This window comes from Stakelama saccharophila (assembly GCF_032229225.1).
GTDB classification, from domain to species: Bacteria; Pseudomonadota; Alphaproteobacteria; order Sphingomonadales; family Sphingomonadaceae; genus Sphingomonas; species Sphingomonas saccharophila.
Genome location: NZ_CP135076.1, coordinates 1099755 through 1113696, shown reverse-complemented (window position 1 = coordinate 1113696; position 13942 = coordinate 1099755). Strand labels below are relative to the sequence as shown.

17 protein-coding genes are annotated in these 13942 nt (G+C 64.5%); 10 read left to right on the top strand and 7 right to left on the bottom strand.

What is annotated here, in order from left to right:
* The first annotated feature begins 97 nt into the window (after window positions 1-97).
* Window positions 98-3202 carry an excinuclease ABC subunit UvrA gene (uvrA, locus tag RPR59_RS05130; protein WP_313917349.1) on the top strand — a complete coding sequence of 1035 codons (3105 nt, stop codon included), beginning with the start codon at window positions 98-100 and terminating at the stop codon, window positions 3200-3202.
* A 32-nt stretch (window positions 3203-3234) separates the two neighbouring features.
* Here uvrA and RPR59_RS05125 read toward each other — a convergent pair whose 3' ends face one another.
* The 3 genes from RPR59_RS05125 to RPR59_RS05115 form a co-directional block, all read right to left on the bottom strand.
* Window positions 3235-4617, bottom strand: a complete 1383-nt coding sequence (locus RPR59_RS05125) for an RNA-binding domain-containing protein (protein ID WP_313917346.1) — start codon at window positions 4615-4617, stop codon at window positions 3235-3237.
* 90 nt (window positions 4618-4707) lie between these two features.
* Complete coding sequence (locus RPR59_RS05120; RefSeq protein ID WP_313917344.1) at window positions 4708-5031, bottom strand: DUF5615 family PIN-like protein; 324 nt, start codon at window positions 5029-5031, stop codon at window positions 4708-4710.
* Entirely contained in the window at window positions 5028-5261 is a 234-nt protein-coding gene (locus RPR59_RS05115; protein ID WP_313917341.1) for a DUF433 domain-containing protein, read from the bottom strand. Before RPR59_RS05115 ends, RPR59_RS05120 begins: the two co-directional genes overlap by 4 nt.
* Window positions 5262-5515: 254 nt before the next feature.
* Here RPR59_RS05115 and RPR59_RS05110 point away from each other — a divergent pair, with 254 nt between their 5' ends.
* The 7 genes from RPR59_RS05110 to RPR59_RS05080 all read left to right on the top strand — a co-directional run bounded on the left by RPR59_RS05110 (window position 5516) and on the right by RPR59_RS05080 (window position 8472).
* On the top strand, window positions 5516-5875 hold the full coding sequence (locus tag RPR59_RS05110) for a hypothetical protein (protein WP_313917339.1): 360 nt from the start codon (window positions 5516-5518) through the stop codon (window positions 5873-5875).
* Window positions 5876-5912: 37 nt separating this feature from the next.
* Window positions 5913-6116 carry a hypothetical protein gene (locus RPR59_RS05105; protein ID WP_313917338.1) on the top strand — a complete coding sequence of 68 codons (204 nt, stop codon included), beginning with the start codon at window positions 5913-5915 and terminating at the stop codon, window positions 6114-6116.
* A 284-nt stretch (window positions 6117-6400) separates the two neighbouring features.
* A complete protein-coding gene (locus RPR59_RS05100; protein WP_313917336.1) occupies window positions 6401-6586 on the top strand; it encodes a hypothetical protein in 186 nt (61 codons plus the stop codon).
* 174 nt (window positions 6587-6760) lie between these two features.
* On the top strand, window positions 6761-6973 hold the full coding sequence (locus RPR59_RS05095; protein ID WP_313917334.1) for a cold-shock protein: 213 nt from the start codon (window positions 6761-6763) through the stop codon (window positions 6971-6973).
* Between the two features lie 83 nt (window positions 6974-7056).
* A complete protein-coding gene (locus RPR59_RS05090) occupies window positions 7057-7275 on the top strand; it encodes a hypothetical protein (RefSeq protein WP_313917332.1) in 219 nt (72 codons plus the stop codon).
* 333 nt (window positions 7276-7608) lie between these two features.
* Complete coding sequence (locus tag RPR59_RS05085) at window positions 7609-7779, top strand: hypothetical protein (RefSeq protein ID WP_313917330.1); 171 nt, start codon at window positions 7609-7611, stop codon at window positions 7777-7779.
* Between the two features lie 252 nt (window positions 7780-8031).
* Window positions 8032-8472: a CHRD domain-containing protein gene (locus RPR59_RS05080; RefSeq protein ID WP_313917327.1), complete on the top strand. Its 441-nt coding sequence runs from the start codon at window positions 8032-8034 to the stop codon at window positions 8470-8472.
* A gap of 15 nt (window positions 8473-8487) precedes the next feature.
* Here the strand turns inward: RPR59_RS05080 and RPR59_RS05075 are convergent, their stop codons facing one another.
* The 4 genes from RPR59_RS05075 to ispG form a co-directional block, all read right to left on the bottom strand.
* Window positions 8488-8655 (bottom strand): hypothetical protein, encoded by a 168-nt coding sequence (locus RPR59_RS05075; protein WP_313917325.1) that lies wholly within the window; start codon window positions 8653-8655, stop codon window positions 8488-8490.
* 41 nt (window positions 8656-8696) lie between these two features.
* Window positions 8697-9170: a GNAT family N-acetyltransferase gene (locus RPR59_RS05070; protein WP_313917323.1), complete on the bottom strand. Its 474-nt coding sequence runs from the start codon at window positions 9168-9170 to the stop codon at window positions 8697-8699.
* Window positions 9167-10123 carry a DMT family transporter gene (locus RPR59_RS05065; RefSeq protein ID WP_313917321.1) on the bottom strand — a complete coding sequence of 319 codons (957 nt, stop codon included), beginning with the start codon at window positions 10121-10123 and terminating at the stop codon, window positions 9167-9169. Before RPR59_RS05065 ends, RPR59_RS05070 begins: the two co-directional genes overlap by 4 nt.
* Window positions 10124-10491: 368 nt before the next feature.
* Window positions 10492-11616 carry a flavodoxin-dependent (E)-4-hydroxy-3-methylbut-2-enyl-diphosphate synthase gene (gene ispG / locus RPR59_RS05060; RefSeq protein WP_313917319.1) on the bottom strand — a complete coding sequence of 375 codons (1125 nt, stop codon included), beginning with the start codon at window positions 11614-11616 and terminating at the stop codon, window positions 10492-10494.
* A gap of 119 nt (window positions 11617-11735) precedes the next feature.
* Between ispG and RPR59_RS05055 the strand changes: the two genes are divergently transcribed.
* Both RPR59_RS05055 and RPR59_RS05050 read left to right on the top strand, forming a co-directional pair.
* A complete protein-coding gene (locus RPR59_RS05055; RefSeq protein WP_313917316.1) occupies window positions 11736-12911 on the top strand; it encodes an acyltransferase family protein in 1176 nt (391 codons plus the stop codon).
* A gap of 35 nt (window positions 12912-12946) precedes the next feature.
* Window positions 12947-13903 (top strand): isoaspartyl peptidase/L-asparaginase family protein, encoded by a 957-nt coding sequence (locus RPR59_RS05050; RefSeq protein WP_313917314.1) that lies wholly within the window; start codon window positions 12947-12949, stop codon window positions 13901-13903.
* Window positions 13904-13942 lie beyond the last annotated feature (39 nt).

The following is a 13942-nucleotide window of genomic DNA, read 5'->3' as shown; positions in this document are numbered from 1 at the left end:
CAATCGACCGGGAACTTCCCAAATGACCGGTTTGCGCCGGACGCACCTATCCTGTCGGCGATTGACATCTGCGAACATTGCAGGAACACATGCCTTCATGAGCCTCACCCACATCTCCGTTCGCGGCGCGCGCGAGCACAACCTGAAAGACGTGTCGGTGGACATTCCCCGCGACACGCTCACGGTCATCACCGGCCTGTCGGGCAGCGGCAAGTCGAGCCTCGCCTTCGACACCATCTATGCCGAGGGGCAGCGCCGCTATGTCGAGTCGCTGTCGGCCTATGCCCGCCAGTTCCTGGAGATGATGCAGAAGCCCGATGTCGATCATATCGAAGGGCTCTCCCCCGCCATCTCGATCGAGCAGAAGACGACCAGCCGCAATCCGCGCTCGACCGTCGCCACGGTGACCGAAATCTACGACTATATGCGCCTGCTATGGGCGCGCGTCGGCGTCCCCTATTCGCCCGCCACGGGCCTGCCCATCTCCGCCCAGACCGTCAGCCAGATGGTCGACCGCGTGCTTGCCCTGCCCGAAGGCACGCGTCTCTACCTGCTCGCCCCCGTCGTGCGCGGCCGCAAGGGCGAATATCGCAAGGAACTCGCCGAATGGCAGAAGGCCGGCTTCCAACGCGTGCGCATCGATGGCGATCTGTACGAGATCGAGGAAGCGCCCAGGCTCGACAAGAAATACAAGCACGACATCGAAGTGGTAGTCGACCGCCTGGTGGTCCGTGAAGACATCGCCACCCGCCTCGCCGACAGCTTTGAAACCGCGCTCAAACTGGCCGACGGGCTGGCCTATGTCGATCTTGCGGACACCACGGTGGCGGAGGCCATGACGTCCGCTGGCGCCGGACCCGCCGAAACCCGATCCGCTGACCCTGGGTCTGCCAGAACCCGACCCGCTAGCCCTGAGCCTGTCGAAGGGCCGTCCTCCTCTTCTCCCGACGCTGCAGGGAAGAACGATGCTTCGACAAGCTCAGCACCAACGGGGATAGGAGCAACGCGGCCGGGAATAGCACCAACGGGATCGGGGATAGGCGCGATGAAGGGCGCCGGCATCCCCGACAACCGCATCGTCTTCTCCGAACGCTTCGCCTGCCCCGTCTCCGGCTTCACCATCCCGGAGATCGAGCCGCGCCTCTTCTCCTTCAACGCGCCGCAGGGCGCGTGCCCGGCCTGCGACGGGCTCGGCGAGCGCATGGAGTTCGACCGCGAACTCGTCATCCCCAATGACGAACTCTCCATGAAGAAGGGCGCGATCGTCCCCTGGGCCAAATCCAACCCGCCCTCGCCTTATTATATGCAGGTGCTGGGCAGTCTCGCCCGCGAATTCGGCTTCAGGCTGGAAACCCCGTGGAAGGATTTGCCCGAGGACATCCGCGAGATGATCCTCACCGGCACGCGCGGAAAGCCCGTCACCCTCACCTTCGTCGACGGCCGCAAGTCCTACGACGTGAAGAAACCCTTCGAAGGCGTTCTCGGCAACCTGAACCGCCGCCTGATGAAGACCGAAAGCGCGTGGATGCGCGAGGAGCTGTCGAAATACCAGGCCGCGCACCCGTGCGAGACCTGCGGCGGCGCCCGCCTCAAGCCCGAAGCGCTGGCGGTGAAGATCGACGGCCGCGACATCGCATATGCCAGCCGCCTCTCGGTCGTCGACGCGCTTTCCTTCTTCAAGACGCTGCCGGACGCGATGACCCCGCAACAGCGCGAGATCGCCACCGCCATCCTCAAGGAGATCGACGAGCGTCTCGGCTTCCTCAACAATGTCGGGCTCGACTATCTCAACCTCGACCGCAACTCGGGCACGCTGTCGGGCGGCGAGAGCCAGCGCATCCGCCTCGCCTCGCAGATCGGCTCGGGGTTGTCGGGCGTCCTCTACGTTCTCGACGAGCCCTCGATCGGTCTGCACCAGCGCGACAACGACATGCTGCTCGAAACATTGAAGCGCCTGCGCGATCTCGGCAACACCGTCCTCGTTGTCGAACATGACGAGGACGCGATCCGCTCGGCCGACTATATCCTCGACATGGGGCCGGGCGCCGGCGTCCATGGCGGCGAGCTGGTGGCCGAGGGCACGCTCGAGGACATCCTCAAGGCAAAGGGCAGCGTCACCGCCGATTATCTCAACGGCACCCGCGAAATCGAAGTCCCCGCAAAGCGCCGCAAGGGCTCGGGCAAGAAGGTCACCGTCGTTGGGGCGACCGCCAACAATTTGCGCGACGTCACCGCCAGCATCCCGCTGGGCACCTTCACCTGCATCACCGGCGTTTCCGGCTCGGGCAAGTCGTCGCTCACCATCGACACGCTCTACGCCTCTGCCGCGCGCAGCCTGAACGGCGCGCGCATCCTGGCGGGCCGCCATGAAAAAATCACCGGCCTCGACCATCTCGACAAGGTCATCGACATCGACCAGTCGCCCATCGGCCGCACCCCGCGCTCCAACCCCGCCACCTATACCGGCGCCTTCACCAACATCCGCGACTGGTTCGCCGGCCTCCCCGAGGCGCAGGCGCGCGGCTACAAGCCCGGCCGCTTCTCGTTCAACGTGAAGGGCGGCCGGTGCGAGGCGTGCCAGGGCGACGGCGTGCTCAAGATTGAAATGCACTTCCTCCCCGACGTCTATGTCGAATGCGACGTCTGCCACGGCGCGCGCTACAATCGCGAGACGCTGGAGGTGAAGTTCAAGGGCCAGTCGATCGCCGACGTGCTCGACATGACGGTCGAGGGCGCGCACGAATTCTTCAAGGCCGTGCCCCCCATCCGCGACAAGATGGCGATGCTCGAGGAAGTCGGCCTGGGCTACGTCAAGGTGGGGCAGCAGGCCACGACCCTGTCCGGCGGCGAGGCGCAGCGCGTCAAGCTCGCCAAGGAACTAAGCCGCCGCGCCACCGGCAATACGCTCTACATCCTCGACGAGCCCACCACCGGGCTCCACTTCGAGGATGTGCGCAAGCTCCTCGAAGTGCTCCACGCGCTGGTCGAGCAGGGCAACACGGTCGTGGTGATCGAGCACAATCTCGACGTCATCAAGACGGCGGACTGGATTCTGGATTTGGGCCCCGAAGGCGGCGTGAAGGGCGGCGAGGTGATCGCCGAAGGAACACCCGAGGACATCGCCGCGAGCGAGCGGAGCTTTACCGGGCGGTATCTGGCGCCGTTGCTGGAAAAGGGGAAGGTGAGCGTGGCGGCGGAGTGACCGTTACAGATTGTCGACCGTTTGTTTCCCGATCACTTTTTGATCCAAGCCGCCTTATTACCTTTAAGATCAGGATGCCTCCGAATAAATTCTCTGTCTCTTAATCTATAGAGAACTTCTTTCATTTGGTTTTCGCTCTTAATGCCAGTTAATTCTCGGGCTTGTCGATTTGTAATCTGATCATTGGCCTTCATATATTCCATCACCGCCTCTTCTGGAGTTGCAAGTGGCGCATGAGCAATTGTGACTTTTACGTGGTTGTCTAAAACCTCTATTGTTGGGGGCTTTAGTCGACGATCTTTCATCTTCTGATAAGCTGTATTCAAACCCTCTCCAAGATCTTGGTTCGGAGGATTAGGATACCGTCGTAATGTACGTACTATCTTAGGATTACGACTGTAACGCACATCCAAAATGTTATCGACGTTCACAAAAGCTGGTAACGATCCGGGGCTGAGAATTTCAATTCTATTTTGGTATATTATTATCTGTATATCGTCAGAGATGGAGTAGTCTCTGTGAATTATTGCATTGGTTATGATTTCCCATATTGCCTCAGGGGGATAATCGACCTTTGAGAACCCTTCTGGCGTCAAAATACTTATATTAGAGAGGATGTCAGATACTCGGCCTACTACACTGTTTATCTGACGATACAGTGGACCACCAATTGTTTCGTTAATTTTTAGATGTTCTCGTTCTGGTTCATCATTACGAGTGTCATAGAATACAATTCTGCACTCACATCTGGTAGGAATTGATCCTTGTGGTTGATCAGAAAGCAATAGTGCGCCAGCAACGACCGGCACCCAATCCGATCTATCAACAAGACCCTCGTTTACACAGAATGATAAACCATCTGGAGCCTCTGCTATCCCGCTCATGAGATCTTTGGTCTCGTTGCTATCTACAATTAATTCCGGCCTCTGCCCGTTCAGCTTATTGTTTTCGAAACTCACCGCGCCCTTGGCGAATGCCAATTGAGTGATATCCGCCGGGTTTTTCACAGGCAAACTGCTTGCGCCGACACGCCGATACACAGTGCCGTCAGCGACAGCGTGTACATGCTGCGTCTTATCAATGAAGACTCGCAGCAGTACGCCTTCCTCATCCTCAACCGAGAAAAAGGTGTACCTGAAATTGATCGCTGGGTTTATTTCGTAGAGCGCGTGAAGGATGCCGTTGGCCTCCTCCTGATTTTCGAATAAATCGATGCGCTTTTTAGCATCGGATTCCTCAGAACTATCCTTTATACCAAAGGCGATTTCGCCTCCTTCGGTGTTCGCAAACGCAACCGCCAATTTTTGTGCGGTTTTTCCCTTGGAGAGTTTCGATTTTCGATCGAAGAAGTCATCTTCGTTCCGGGAAGCTAGTGCGAGAACCTGTTCGCGGTTGAGCTGAGTAATTTCCTGCATGTGTCTGACTAACCTCCCTTTTGGGATGGTATTGATCCGGAAGACTCAATCAACCCAGCGACGCGAAATTGAGGTTCGGCAAACCGAATTTTATCTCACCTCTACGAACCGTTCGCCCGCTTCCAATAGCGCGGCGGTCCGCTCCCAGCGCGGCTCCAGCCACGCCATCAGCGCCCGGTTCGTCGCATTGCCGCAGCGCAGCCACAGAAACGCGAAGCGATCCGGCAGGCGCAGCGTCACGAAATCCTCGTCCTTGCTCACCAGCACCGCGCCATCGGCTTCGGCGCGCGCGGCGATGGCGGCATCGCTCGCCGAGATCATGTCGATCTCGCTGACATGGACGGCCTCATGCCCCTGATCGCGCAGCCACCGGGCCAGTGCCGGCGGAAGCTGCGCGTCGATCACGAATTTCATTCGGCGGCGGCGACGATCGGATGGTCCGCAGCGCTCGCGGCATAGCTCAGCACCGCGCGCACATCATCCTCGCTCAGATAGGGAAAATCGGTGACGATCTCCGCCATGCTCGCCCCGCCCGCCAGCATTTCCAGCACGTCCGTCACCCGCACGCGCGTGCCCGTAACCACGGGCCGCCCGCCGCAGACTTGCGGGTCCACCGATATGCGCGGAAAACCGGTCAGGGTCATGTACGAAATGTGTTGGCAAATGCTGACACCGTCAAGCGGGATGTAGGCATATGCTGAACCCGCAGCGCGCGCCGCATCGCGCTCGGTCAGCTTCGCGAGGATTTCTCGTAAACCCGCATCACGCCCGCCTTTCCCGAAGGCGCGCCCGACATGACGCCGCTCGGTTCCCTCCGCCCGCCGCCACCCCGCCGTGGAACACGGTGACCCGCTGACCCGTTCGTTCCCCAATCAACACTCCGATCGGAAAGCGACCCATGCCCAAGAAAAAATCCCGCGCAAAGCGCGCCACCCTCGCCACCCGCACGCGCTCGGCCGCCACCCGCACGCGCACCGCGCTGATCGGTCTCGGCGTCTTCACCGTCGGCGCGGGCGCGGCCGGGGCGCTCGCGCTGTGGCGCCGGGCGCGCCGTCCGTCCGAAGGGCACGCCGCGCCCGATCTCGCCGCCGACGCCCATCCCGACGGGTCCGAACGCGCGCCCGACGCCTTCCGCCCCGACCCCGACGGCCCCGTCGCTAAGGCCGACCGCGAGAGCCTGCGCCCCGCCACCGTCCCGGCACCGGGCCTCGACAACCGCGCCGAGGAACTGAACGGCACCGCCCCCGGAAACGCCTGACGCCGCCTTCGGGCGCGGGCAAGGACAAGAGACCGCCATGCAGCACCGCATCGTCAGCTACGTCGCCGACGCCCTCGCCCGCGACGAGCGCAGCGACGCCGATCTCGACAGCTTGCGCGCCGCCGCCCGCGACAAAGTGGACGGCGGCACCTGCGAACGGGTGGAGGTATTCGACGACACCGACACGCTCGTCTTCCGCTATCCGCCGGAATCGAACCCGCCCTCGCACCCCAGCCGCTAGGGCGCGCTCGCCCCACCTCCCGGAGCACCCCGCCCCCACCGTTCACCCTGAGTCTGTCGAAGCCTGTCCTGAGCGCCTGCCTCGGCAGGCAGTCGAAGGGCCCGTTCTTCTTCCGTCGACCGCCATATCCCCGAACCCCGAACATCCGCATTCCGGCGCTCCGTTGGACGCGAGCGGCCGATCCTGCTATACAGGACCCATCGCCGGCAGCCTGTTCTCGTAAGCGCCGGTGGCTGAGAGACCATCCCGCGCTCCCGCTTAAGCACGAAAGGAGCGTCCTACCCATGGACATCACCTACCTGCGCAGGCGCCACCGCGCCTCCCTCGAACGCGCCGATGCCGCCGCCAACCCGACGGCCCGCGCCTCGCACGCCAGCCTCGCCGGCCTCTATGCCGAATGGATCCGGCAGTTGCAGGACGAGGCCGCCGGCCGCCCCACCGAGCATAAATATCCGCTGCGCCGTGTCTGACATGCGCCGATCGCGATTGCCGCGACGCGTGAACTGGTGTAGGATAGCCGCCGCTACAGTCGCAAATTGACGGTCTTTGGCGCTTTGCGGCTCCTTCTTCCTTCTTTCCCTACGCCTTGGCAGACGATTGGACTCCGACACCCGGGGTCCGCTTAATTCAAGAAGGAATACCCAATGGCCACCACCGGCACCGTCAAGTTCTTCAATGCCGACAAGGGCTATGGCTTCATCCAGCCCGACCAGGGCGGCAACGACGCCTTCGTTCACATCTCCGCGGTCGAAGCGGCGGGCATGCGCACCCTCGATAAGGATCAGCGCGTGACCTACGACCTCGAAAACGACAAGCGCGGCAAGCAGGCTGCCTGCAACCTGCGCGCGGCGGACTGATCGGAACGGGGCGGCCCGCGCCGCGCGGCCGCCCCCGACCCTCCGCCGACCCGGCCTCTCCGCGCCGCTTTCAGGACACGATCATGACCGAAGCCGAACTGTTCCGAAACCGCGCCGCCCATGACCGTGAGGCCGCGGACGCCGCGACGCTCGATCCGGTCCGCGACCGCCATCTCCGCTCGGCCGCGGTCTGGACCAGCATGGCGAACCGTTCCGAACGCGTCGCCGAACAACGCGAACGCAACGAGGCGGAAAAAGCCGCGAATCGAACCGCCGAATACGCGAACCGAATCGCCGAATAGCCGCCGGCCCCGCGCCGCCGGTCGACCTGCCGGCGCTCCGCACCGAAACCTTCCGCCTGCCGAGCGCACCCTCCGGCCCGGCCCCGCACCGGCACCGTTCTATCGTTCGGCCGGCGCCCCGATTCTCCACCGCCGTCGCGATGCCGATGCGCATTCGCCCGCTGTCGCGGTCCGGCACGGGCTTGCCGAAAGACTGCCGACGCGTCGTTAACCACGCTATACTTGCGGACCTTTCGTCTGGTATGAACGCACGGTGGTATCGCCGATCATCGCGCATGGCCGATGCCGCCGGGTGACGCCACGCCCGCTCGCGCTCGCTTTTGGGGAAGCATCGTGCAGGAACGTACCTGGCTTGCTTATCTGCTTATCGCGGCGATCCTGGTCGCCGCCGTTGTCCTGATCGCCGTCTTCCGTGCCAAAACCCTTGAGGGCCGCGCCATCCGGCGTGGCCAGGATGCGGTGCGCGCACGGCGTCGTTATCGGTGGTGGAGCCGTGGGCGCTGACGATCGCGCGCACCGGCCTGCCCGCCCTGATGGAGCCGGCCCCGTCGGCCATGGCCGTGTATCGCGCGTCGCAACCGCCGCCGGCGCTCAGAAATCGCTTTCCTGTAGCCGCCAGTCTGGCCTAGGCTTCGGCGCGCGTGCAGCGGCTGCTGCCTCGTATAATGTCATCGACGCGCAGCTTTCTTCAGGATTCACCGCGAATTCAGGGAAGTTGCGCCACACCGCCACGCTGCCCTCCATCGGAGATCCCGCATGATCCGCATCCGCTCCCTTTTCGCCGTCACCGCCGCTGCCGGCCTGCTTGCGGGCTGCGCCACGATCTCGCGCACCGTGGGGCAGAGCTGGGATACCGCGCTCGTCGGCGGGCAGGAGGTGCCGGGACCCGGCGATCCCGACGGCACCGGCACGGTGGAGGTCACGGCCGACGCCACCACCAACACGATCTGCTACGAACTGACGGTGCAGAACATCTCGCGCCCCACCGCCGCCCACATCCATCGCGGTCCGCGCGGCCAGGCCGGCCCGGTCGTCGTCCCGCTTCAGGCCCCGGTCGACGGCGCGTCGAAGGAGTGCCTGAAGGTCGGCAAGCAGCTCGCGGCCGGGCTGATCGCCGATCCCTCGGCCTATTATGTCAATGTGCACACCGGCGATTTTCCCAACGGCGCGATCCGCGGTCAGCTTCCGCCGCGCTGATCCCGTCCGCCGCCGTCAGTCGGACTTGGTCAGCTTGGTCCGATTCCTGGACGCGCCCTTCTCGTGCCGGGGGCCTGGCTGCCCCTGATCGAGCCGGTCGTCGGGCCGCTTGGCATCGCCTTCGCGCTGATGCTCGGTGGAAAGATTGGAATCGGGTTCGGTCTTGTCGTCGGAACCGGTCATGGCGGGCTCTCCTCTCTTCGCAAGAAACCCCGCCCGGGGCTTCACGTTCCCGCCAGATCGCGCAGCGCCTGCCCCGAAACGCGCTGCACCCGCCATTCGTCCATCCCGGCGGCCCCCATCTTGCGATAGAAATCGATCGCCGGCTGGTTCCAGTCGAGCACCGACCATTCGAACCGCCCGCAATCCCGCTCCACCGCGATCGCCGCCAGATGGCGCAGCAGCGCCGTCCCCACCCCGCCGCCGCGCGCCTCCGGCGTGACGTACAGATCCTCCAGGTACAGGCCCTTCTTCCCCGTCCAGGTCGAAAAATTGTGGAAAAACAGGGCAAAGCCGATCGGCCGCCCCTCCGCCTCCGCGATCACGGCCTCGGCCGACCGCTCCTCGAACAAAGCGTGGTGCAGCATCGCCGTATCCGCCACCACCGCATGGGGCTCCCGCTCGAAGGCGGCAAGCTCCTTCACCAGCGCCAGGATGGCAGGAACGTCGCCGGGTTCGGCGGGCCGGATAGAGGTCATGGCAACTGGGTCTCCGCATCGACAAAGGGTCGCGGCCGTCGCCGCGCCGCGTACAAGCATCCCGCGACGATCATCGTCGCGCCGGCGAGCGTATAGCCCGTCACCCGCTCGCCGAAAAAGACATGGCCGAACAGCGCCGCCCACACGAACGAGCTATATTCGGTCGGCGCCAGATAACTCGCCTCGCCCCGTGCATAGGCCCAGGCGAGCAGCATCAGCGAAATCATCCCCAGCACGGCCGCGATCACGATCTTCGGCCAGGCGTCGGCCGGCGGCAACACCGCCGCCCAGGGCGCGGCGAGCGCAAGTCCCGTCAGCACGAACAGGCTCTGCCAGAACGCGATCTCGGTGGGGCCCGCGCGCAACGCCTGCTGCCGCGCAAGGATCAGGTTGTAGGAATAGCAGATCGCCGACCCGAGGATCGCGACCGAACCCAGAAACGCCGCATCGCCCAGATCCGCCCGCGACTGCCCGAACAGGATGATGCCGATCCCCGTCAGCGCCGCCAGCGACCCTGCGATGCTGGCTCTCCCCACCTTCTCGCCCAGCAGCAGCGCGGCCAGGAAGATGGCGAGCAGCGGCGCGATATAGCTCAGCGAGATCGCCTGCGCCATCGGCACGCGCGCCAGTCCCCAGAAGAACAGAAAGGACATCACCAGCGCGACCATGCCGCGCCTGAGGTGCAGCACCATCGCCTCCCGCGACGGTGCCGTGGGCCGCCGCGCGAAATGCACCGCCGCGCCCAGCGCGACGATGACGATTCCGCGCCAGAACAGGGCATTGTAGGTGCCGATCGTCAGCCCCAGCCCCTTCATCGCCGCGTCCATCATCGAGAAGGTCGCGATGCCGAGCACGCCGACGGCGAAGGCAATGGCGGGTGACGCGGCGCGGGACATGCCGCCGCCCTGACCGATCAGGCCGGGCCGCGCAACATCCGGCGATACGGCAAACACGCCCTCAATGTTCGGTATCGGACTGACAAACGTCTGGAAAGTCGTCGGCCTGATCGGGATGGCTGCGGCACCACCTCATACTGTTCAGCCAGGAATTCTTTTCCCGTTCGCGCTCCGCTCGCTGCCGCTCGAACGCACGCGCGCCGCGAGACGATATGTCAGCTTGCGTCATTTCCGGGACCTTCAGCGAATCGCGTTCCCGCAGCGCACATGCCGCACAGGACAGGAGCAATGCCGGCAGCGCCATCTTTACGAAGCGGTGTGACACAACCTGCTCTCTTCTCAAGACAAGAGCATCATACCCCGCGACCGGCCACATTCAAAATAGCGAGCGCCAGGCGCCGGTGAACGTGCCGGCCCCGCCCGCTTCATTCCGCCGCCTCCATTGCCGCGGTTTCGCCCGCCTCGATCTCCGCCGCTTTCGCCTCGACCAGCGCGACGATGTGGTCGATCATGTCCGCGTCCTGCACATGATGGTCGGTGACGCCCGACAGATAGACCATGTGCTTGCCGGCGCCGCCGCCGGTGATGCCGATATCGGTCTCGCGCGCCTCGCCGGGGCCGTTCACCACGCAGCCGAGCACCGACAGCGACATCGGCGTGCGGATATGCGCCAGCCGCTCTTCCAGCGTCTGCACGGTGCGGATCACGTCGAAACCCTGTCGCGCGCAGCTCGGGCAGCTCACGACGCGGACGCCGCGGTTGCGGATGCCGAGGCTCTTCAGGATTTCGAAGCCGACGCGCACCTCTTCCTCGGGCTCCGCCGACAGCGATACCCGGATCGTGTCGCCGATGCCGAACCACAATAATGATCCCATGCCGATCGAGGATTTCACCGTCCCGCCGATCAGCCCGCCCGCCTCGGTAATGCCCAGGTGCAGCGGGCAGTCGACCGCCTCGGCAAGCTGCTGATAGGCGGCGACCGCCAGGAACACGTCGGACGCCTTCACCGCGACCTTGAATTCGTGGAAGTCGTGATCCTCGAGGATGCGGATATGGTCGAGCGCGCTTTCGACCAGCGCCTCCGGGCACGGTTCGCCATATTTTTCCAGCAGGTCCTTCTCCAGACTGCCGGCGTTGACGCCGATGCGGATGGCGCAGCCATTGGCCTTTGCGGCATTCACGACTTCCTGCACGCGCGCGGCGGACCCGATATTGCCGGGGTTGATGCGCAGGCACGCCGCGCCCGCGTCCGCAGCCTCCAGCGCGCGCTTATAGTGGAAATGGATATCGGCGACGATCGGCACATTCGTTGCGCGGATGATCTGTTTCAGCGCCGTGGTCGATTCCACGTCGGGGCATGACACGCGAACGATGTCCGCGCCCGCATCCTCGCACCGCCGGATCTGGTCCACCGTCGCCTTCACGTCGGCCGTCGTCGTGTTGGTCATGGTCTGGACGGAAATCGGCGCATCGCCGCCCACCGGCACATTGCCGACCATGATCTGCCGGCTTTGACGGCGCACGATATCGCGCCAGGGTCGAACGGACATGAATTTTCTCACCATTGCTCGCGCGCCCGTCATATAGCCATGCGGGCACCCGGGCGAAAGGGCGCCCCGCGCGCCGCATCGTCGTTGCGGGACCGTGCACCCCGCCTTACAGGCGGGATATGCACCCGGCGCGGCATTTCGGCATGGACTGGCTACGGATCGGCGCCTTCGCGCTCCTGATCCTGTATCACATCACCATGGCCTTTTCGCCCTGGCCGTACCGGATCAACATGGAAGTCACCGAATCCTGGGTCGTGATCCCGATGTTCGCGGTCAATCCGTGGCGGCTGATCCTGCTGTTCGTGGTCTCGGGCTATGCCAGTTCGGCGCTGCTGGCGAAGTTGCGCCGTCCGGGGGCGTTCCTGAAATCGCGCACCCGGCGCCTGATCCCGCCGCTCATCTTCGGCATCATCGTCATCGTGCCGCCCCAGGCCTGGATCCAGCTCATCACGCAGAAGGGCTATACCGCCGGCTTCGGCAGCTTCCTCCTCCACGATTATTTCAGCTTCCGCTCGATCCGCGGCGTGCTGGTGCCGGGCTGGAACCATCTGTGGTTCGTCGCCTATCTGTTCGTCTATACCGCCGGGCTCAGCCTGCTCGCACTCCTGCCGGCGGGGCCACGCCTGCGCGCCGCCGCCATCGCCGAAAGGGCGCTTGCCGGCCCCCTCGTCTTCCTGCTGCCGGCGGCCGCCCTTGCCGCCTTCCGCCTCGCCATCCTGCCCGACATGCGAGAGAACACACAGCTCCTGATCGACGACTGGCCGGGGCATGCGGTCTATTTCAGCGCCTTCCTGTTCGGCGTGCTGCTGCGCAATTCGGCCGCCTGCTGGCAGGCGATCCGAACGTGGTGGAAGGCGGCGGCGGCGATCGCGATCCTCGCCTACATCCTCTATGCCGTGCGAGAGGGCTGGCTGGTCGGCACCCCGCTCAGCCGCTCGCTGTTCCACACCATCGTCGCGACGCGCGCGATCCTCGCCTGGACGGCGATCATCGGCCTGATCGGCATGGCCGACCGCTTCCTCGATCACGATTGGCCGGGACGAAAGACCTTGGCGGAGGCGGTCTTTCCCTTTTACATCATCCACCAGACGATCATCGTCGTCGTGGGATGGCTGTTGCTGGAGTCCGATCTATCGCTACTCGCCCGCTATTTGCTGCTCGTCGCCGCCACCGCGGCCGGATGCTGGATCTTCTACGATATCGGCCGCCGCATCGCTTGGCTGCGCCCGCTGATCGGGCTACAGGCCCATCCGGCCTGGGTGCAGATGGCGCGGCCATCGGCCGCCGAGGCCTGATCGCCCTAACCGCCGCAATCATCGGAAATTTCCTCATGCCCAATCCCGCCGCCGCCCAGGACACGAAGCCCGAATGGACGCTCGTCATCCATGGCGGCGCCGGCATCATCAAGCGCGACACCATCACGCCGGAGCAGGAGGCGGAGGTCGACGCCGGCCTGAACGCCGCCCTGGACGCGGGCCAGAAGGTGCTGGCCGGCGGCGGCGCGGCGCTCGACGCGGTGGAAGCGGCGATCCGCGTGCTGGAGGACGATCCCAATTTCAACGCCGGGCGCGGCGCGGTCTTCACCTGGGACGGCCGCAACGAACTCGATTCCGCGATCATGGACGGCGCCGACCGCTCGGCCGGCGCGGTGGCCGGCGTCGGCACCGTGCGCCATCCGGTGACGCTTGCCCGTGCGGTGATGGAACACAGCCCGCACGTCATGCTGTCGGGCAAGGGCGCGGAGCAGTTCGCCCGCGAACAGGACCTGGAGATCGTCGACCCGAGCTGGTTCTGGACCAAGCACCGGCGCGAACAGCTCGACAAGATGAAGGAAAACGACAAGCTCGGCTGGTTCGACGTCGACCTGAAATACGGCACGGTCGGCGCGGTGGCGATGGATAAAGACGGCCATGTCGCCGCCGCCACCTCGACCGGCGGCCTGACCGGCAAGCGCTGGGACCGGATCGGCGATTCGCCCATCATCGGCGCCGGCACCTATGCCGACGACCGCGCCTGTGCGGTATCGGCCACCGGCGCCGGCGAATATTTCATCCGCGAAGGCGTGGCCCACGAAATCTGCGCCCGCGTCCGCTTCACCGGCGAAACGCTCAAGCAGGCGGCCGACAAGGTGATGGCGGAAGTAAAGGATCTGGGCGGCACCGGCGGCGTCATCCTGACCGGCCCCACCGGCGAAATGGCGTGGAGCTTCAATACGCCAGGCATGTACCGCGGCAAGGTGAGCTCCGACAGCGATCGCATCGTCGGCTTCTACGAGGACGCACAGTAACCTGCTGCATTGCAACATGGCGCCGGCCGCACTAGCGAC